Source organism: Streptomyces sp. NPDC045022, assembly GCF_056432605.1.
The window spans coordinates 1-4,458 of the sequence record NZ_JBWKIR010000070.1; the positions used below are offsets into that span (position 1 = coordinate 1).

The following is a 4,458-nucleotide window of genomic DNA, read 5'->3' on the forward strand; positions in this document are numbered from 1 at the left end:
GGACTGACCTAGGACCAGGCCGCCGTTCACGGGATGACTGAACGGTGACCTGCTCGCGCCGCACCGTGGGGACGGGGGCGGCGCGCACCCCCCGGGGGGGGGGGGGGGGGGGGGGGGGGGGGGGGGGGGCCCCCCCCCCCCCCCCCCCGCCGAAGGGGCGGAGCCCCTGGGGACGGGACGGGCCGAGACGGCGGGGAGTCTAGGCCGGTCGCAGCCACACCGTCGCCAGGGGTGGCAGGGTCACCCTGATGCTTGCCGGGCGGCCGTGCCAGGGCTGGGGTTCCGGCTTGATGACGTCCGGGTTGGTCACATCGCTGCCGCCGTAGCCGCCGGCGTCGGTGTTGAGCACCTCCAGCCAGGCCGGTACGTCCTCCGGGACGCCGAGGCGGTAGTCCGGCCGGACCACCGGGGCCAGGTGGGAGACGGCGAGGAGCGGGCTGCCGTCGGCGTCGAGGCGCAGGAACGCGAAGACGTTGTCGTCCGCCGCGTCCCCGGTGATCCACTGGAAGCCCGCCGGATCGGTGTCCCGTTGCCACAGGGACGGGGTCGCGCGGTACAGCCCGTTCAGGTCCCGTACGAGGTCCCGGACACCCCGGTGATCCGCCTCGGCGCCGTAGGACGGGTCGAGCAGCCACCAGTCGGGGCCGTGCGCCTCGGACCACTCGGCGCCCTGGGCGAACTCCTGCCCCATGAAGAGCAGTTGCTTGCCCGGATGGGCCCACATGAAGCCGAGGTAGGCACGGAGGCCGGCGCGCTGCTGCCACCAGTCACCCGGCATCTTCGAGACCAGGGACCGCTTGCCGTGGACCACCTCGTCGTGGGAGATGGGCAGGACGTAGTTCTCGCTGTACGCGTACACCATCGAGAACGTCATCTGGTGGTGGTGGTACCTGCGGTGCACGGGATCGTGGCTCATGTACTGGAGGGAGTCGTGCATCCAGCCCATGTTCCATTTCAGGCCGAAACCGAGGCCACCGAACCCGCTCGGGCCCTTGTGGTCGGTCGGGCGGGTGACGCCGTCCCAGGCCGTGGACTCCTCGGCGATGGTCACCACACCGGGGCAGCGCCGGTACACGGTCGCGTTCATCTCCTGCAGGAAGGCCACCGCGTCCAGGTTCTCCCGGCCGCCGTGCTCGTTCGGTGTCCACTGGCCCGGCTCGCGCGAGTAGTCGAGGTAGAGCATCGAGGCGACCGCGTCCACCCGCAGGCCGTCGATGTGGAACTCCTCGCACCAGTACACCGCGTTCGCCACCAGGAAGTTGCGGACCTCGCGGCGGCCGAAGTCGAACTCCAGCGTGCCCCAGTCGGGATGGGCGGCCCGCAGCGGATCGTGGTGCTCGTACAGCGGACGCCCGTCGAAGGCGGCGAGCGCCCACTCGTCGCGCGGGAAGTGGGCCGGCACCCAGTCCATGATCACACCGATACCGGCCTGGTGCAGCCTGTCCACCAGGTACTTGAAGTCGTCGGGGCTGCCGAGGCGGGCCGTCGGGGCGTAGAAGCCGGTGACCTGGTAGCCCCAGGAACCGCCGAAGGGATGCTCGGCGACCGGCATCAGCTCCACATGGGTGAAGCCCAGCTCCGTCACATAGGCGGTCAGCTGGTCCGCCAGCCGGCGGTAGCCGAGGCCCGGGCGCCAGGACGGGAGGTGCACCTCGTAGACCGAGAACGGAGCCTCGTGGACGGGGGTGGCGGCGCGGCGGGCCATCCATTCGGCGTCGCCCCACTCGTGCCGCGAGACGTCCACGATCGAGGACGTTGCGGGCGGAATCTCGGTGCGGCGGGCCAGCGGGTCGGCGCGCAGGGTGCGCGAACCGTCCGGACGGGTGATCTCGAACTTGTACAGCTCGCCCTCGCCGATGCCCGGCACGAACAGCTCCCAGACCCCGGTGGAACCGAGCGAGCGCATCGGGAAGCCGGTGCCGTCCCAGAAGTTGAAGCTGCCGGTGACCCGCACGCCCCGCGCGTTCGGCGCCCACACCGCGAACCGGGTGCCGGACACCCCCTGGTGGGTCGTGACGTGCGCGCCGAGCGCCTGCCACAGCTGCTCGTGCCGGCCCTCGCCGAGCAGATGCAGGTCCAGATCGCCGAGCGTGGGCAGGAAGCGGTAGGCGTCCTCGGTCTCGTGGACCGTGCCGTCGTACGTCACGAGCAGCCGGTAGACCGGGTTCTCGGCCAGTGGCACGAGCCCGGAGAAGAAGCCGTCGCCGTCGTCGTGCAGTTCCGCGCGCAGGTCGCCGGAGACCACGGTGACTGCCTGTGCGCAGGGGCGGAAGGCGCGGAAGGCGACACCGCCCGGGACCGGGTGGGCGCCGAGGACGGCGTGCGGGTCGTGGTGGGTGCCGTCCAGCAGCCGTTCGCGGTCGCCGGCGTCGACGGCGGGGGAGACGGCGACCTCCAGCACCGGTGGTGCCGACTGCGGGGGCACCTGAGTGGCCGGCGTCCGCTTGACCTTGTTCTCCGTCCCCTTCTCCGTGTCCTTTTTTTCCGAGCCCTTTTTTTCCGTGCCCTTCTTCTCGGTCCTGCTCTTGCCGGACTTGTTCTTCGGGGTGGCTGACTTCTTGGACGTCACGAGCGAGTCTCCCGGCGAGGATCAGATCGGTTCGGACGTGGCGAGGCGACGGACCGCCGACAGCGGAACGGGGAGCCACTCGGGGCGGTGCCGGGCCTCGTAGACGACTTCGTAGACCGCCTTGTCGGTCTCGTAGGCCCGTAGCAGCACCGGATCGGTGCGCGGGTCGCGGCCGGCCACCTCCGCGTACCCGGAGCAGTAGGCGGCCCGGCAGGCGCGCGCCCAGTCCGGGGCGGGCGGAGTCGCCGAGTGGGCCGCGTAGTCGAAGGAGCGGAGCATCCCCGCGATGTCCCGCACCGGCGGCTGCGCCATGCGCCGCTCGGCCAGCGGCCGGGCCGGCTCGCCCTCGAAGTCGATCAGCGACCACTGCCCGGACGGCGAGCGCAGGCACTGCCCCAGGTGCAGATCGCCGTGCACCCGCTGGGCCGTCCAGGTGCGGCCCTCCCAGCCGAGGTCGGCCAGCGCCGCGTAGGCGGACCGCAGCCCGCGCGTGTACGGGCGCAGCGCCGGCACCGCCTGCACGGCCGCCTCCAGCCGCTCGGTCATGCCGTCGACCAGCTGCCCCAGCTGGGCGTGGCCGAGGGTGACGGTCGGCAGGGCGCGGGCGAGCGCGGTGTGCACCTCGGCCGTGGCCCGGCCCAGCGCCCGCGCCTCGGCGACGAAGTCCTCCCCCTTGGCCAGCTCGCGCAGCGCCAGCTCCCAGCCGTCGGTGGCGCCGCTGACGAAGGGCTGGAGCACCGCCAGGACGTACGACCCGTCGGGTTCACCGTCCAGCTCGGCATGGAGCCACGCCGTCGGCGCGGGCACCCGGGGGCAGCCCTCGCGGGCCAGGGCGAGGGGTATCTCCAGATCGGGATTGACGCCGGGGAGGACCCGGCGCAGCAGCTTCAGAATGAACGTATCGCCATAGACGATCGACGAGTTCGACTGCTCGGCGGTCATCAGCCGGGCCACGAGACCCTCGCGGATCTCCTGGCTCGGATCCCGCTCGAAACGCAGCCCGCCGACGCGGGCCTGGGTGCGCAGGGCCTCCAGGAGTACTTCGGCGGGCCGGGGGTCGTGCAGGGCCTCGTACACCGTGCGTCCGGCGAGCGGCCCCTCTTCCACGTGTCCGATCAGCGCGGGCGCCAGCCGGGGCGGCAGCGCCTCGCGCACGCCTATGAGGAGCTGGTAGCAGTCGCCGGGGTGCGGCGGTGCGCCCAGCGCGGACGGCTGGTGGACACGCAGCAGCAGGTGGTACAGCCCCAGCCGGCCGTCCGGGGGCAGCAGTTCGGTGACGGCCACGGGAGTGAACCCGGTGACCGGGCGCCCCTTGCCCGCGAACCAGCGCTGCCGTGGCAGCCACGTACGCAGCAGGGGTTCGAGCGAGGTGAGGAGGTGACTGGTGGTGCTGGTGGTGCTGGTGGTGCCGGAAGAGGTGACCGTATCCGCCATGAGGCGTCACGTCCTTTCCCCGGAGCGCGAGGGGGTGTCACTGTTGCGTGCCCCGGGTGAGGCGGTGGAAACCGCCTCACCCGGCGGCATTACGCCGCGTCCCGGCGCAGCCGGAACCAGTAGAAGCCGTGCCCCGCGAGGGTGAGCAGGTACGGCAGTTCGCCGATCGCCGGGAAGCGCACCCCGCCGAACAGCTCGACCGGGTGCCGCCCGCCGAACCGGCTCAGGTCCAGTTCCGTGGGCTGGGCGAAGCGCGAGAAGTTGTGGACACACAGCACGAGGTCGTCCTCGTACTCGCGCAGGAAGGCGATCACCGCCGGGTTCGACGACGGGAGTTCGGTGTAGGACCCCAGTCCGAAAGCGGGGTTCTGCTTGCGGATCTCGATCATGCGGCGGGTCCAGTGCAGCAGACTGGACGGCGAGGACATGGAGGCCTCGACGTTGGTGACCTGGTA

At 71.9% G+C, this 4,458-nt stretch carries 3 protein-coding genes; all 3 read right to left on the minus strand.

Annotated features, from left to right (window positions below):
• Nucleotides 1–199: 199 nt before the first annotated feature.
• Nucleotides 200–2,569, minus strand: a complete 2,370-nt coding sequence (glgB, locus tag AC07C1_RS41080) for a 1,4-alpha-glucan branching enzyme (RefSeq protein WP_478947219.1) — start codon at nucleotides 2,567–2,569, stop codon at nucleotides 200–202.
• A 21-nt stretch (nucleotides 2,570–2,590) separates the two neighbouring features.
• Entirely contained in the window at nucleotides 2,591–4,003 is a 1,413-nt protein-coding gene (locus tag AC07C1_RS41085) for a maltokinase N-terminal cap-like domain-containing protein (protein WP_478947220.1), read from the minus strand.
• A gap of 89 nt (nucleotides 4,004–4,092) precedes the next feature.
• On the minus strand, nucleotides 4,093–4,458 hold a 366-nt coding region (locus AC07C1_RS41090; RefSeq protein WP_478947221.1), incomplete at its 5' end, for an alpha-glucosidase C-terminal domain-containing protein.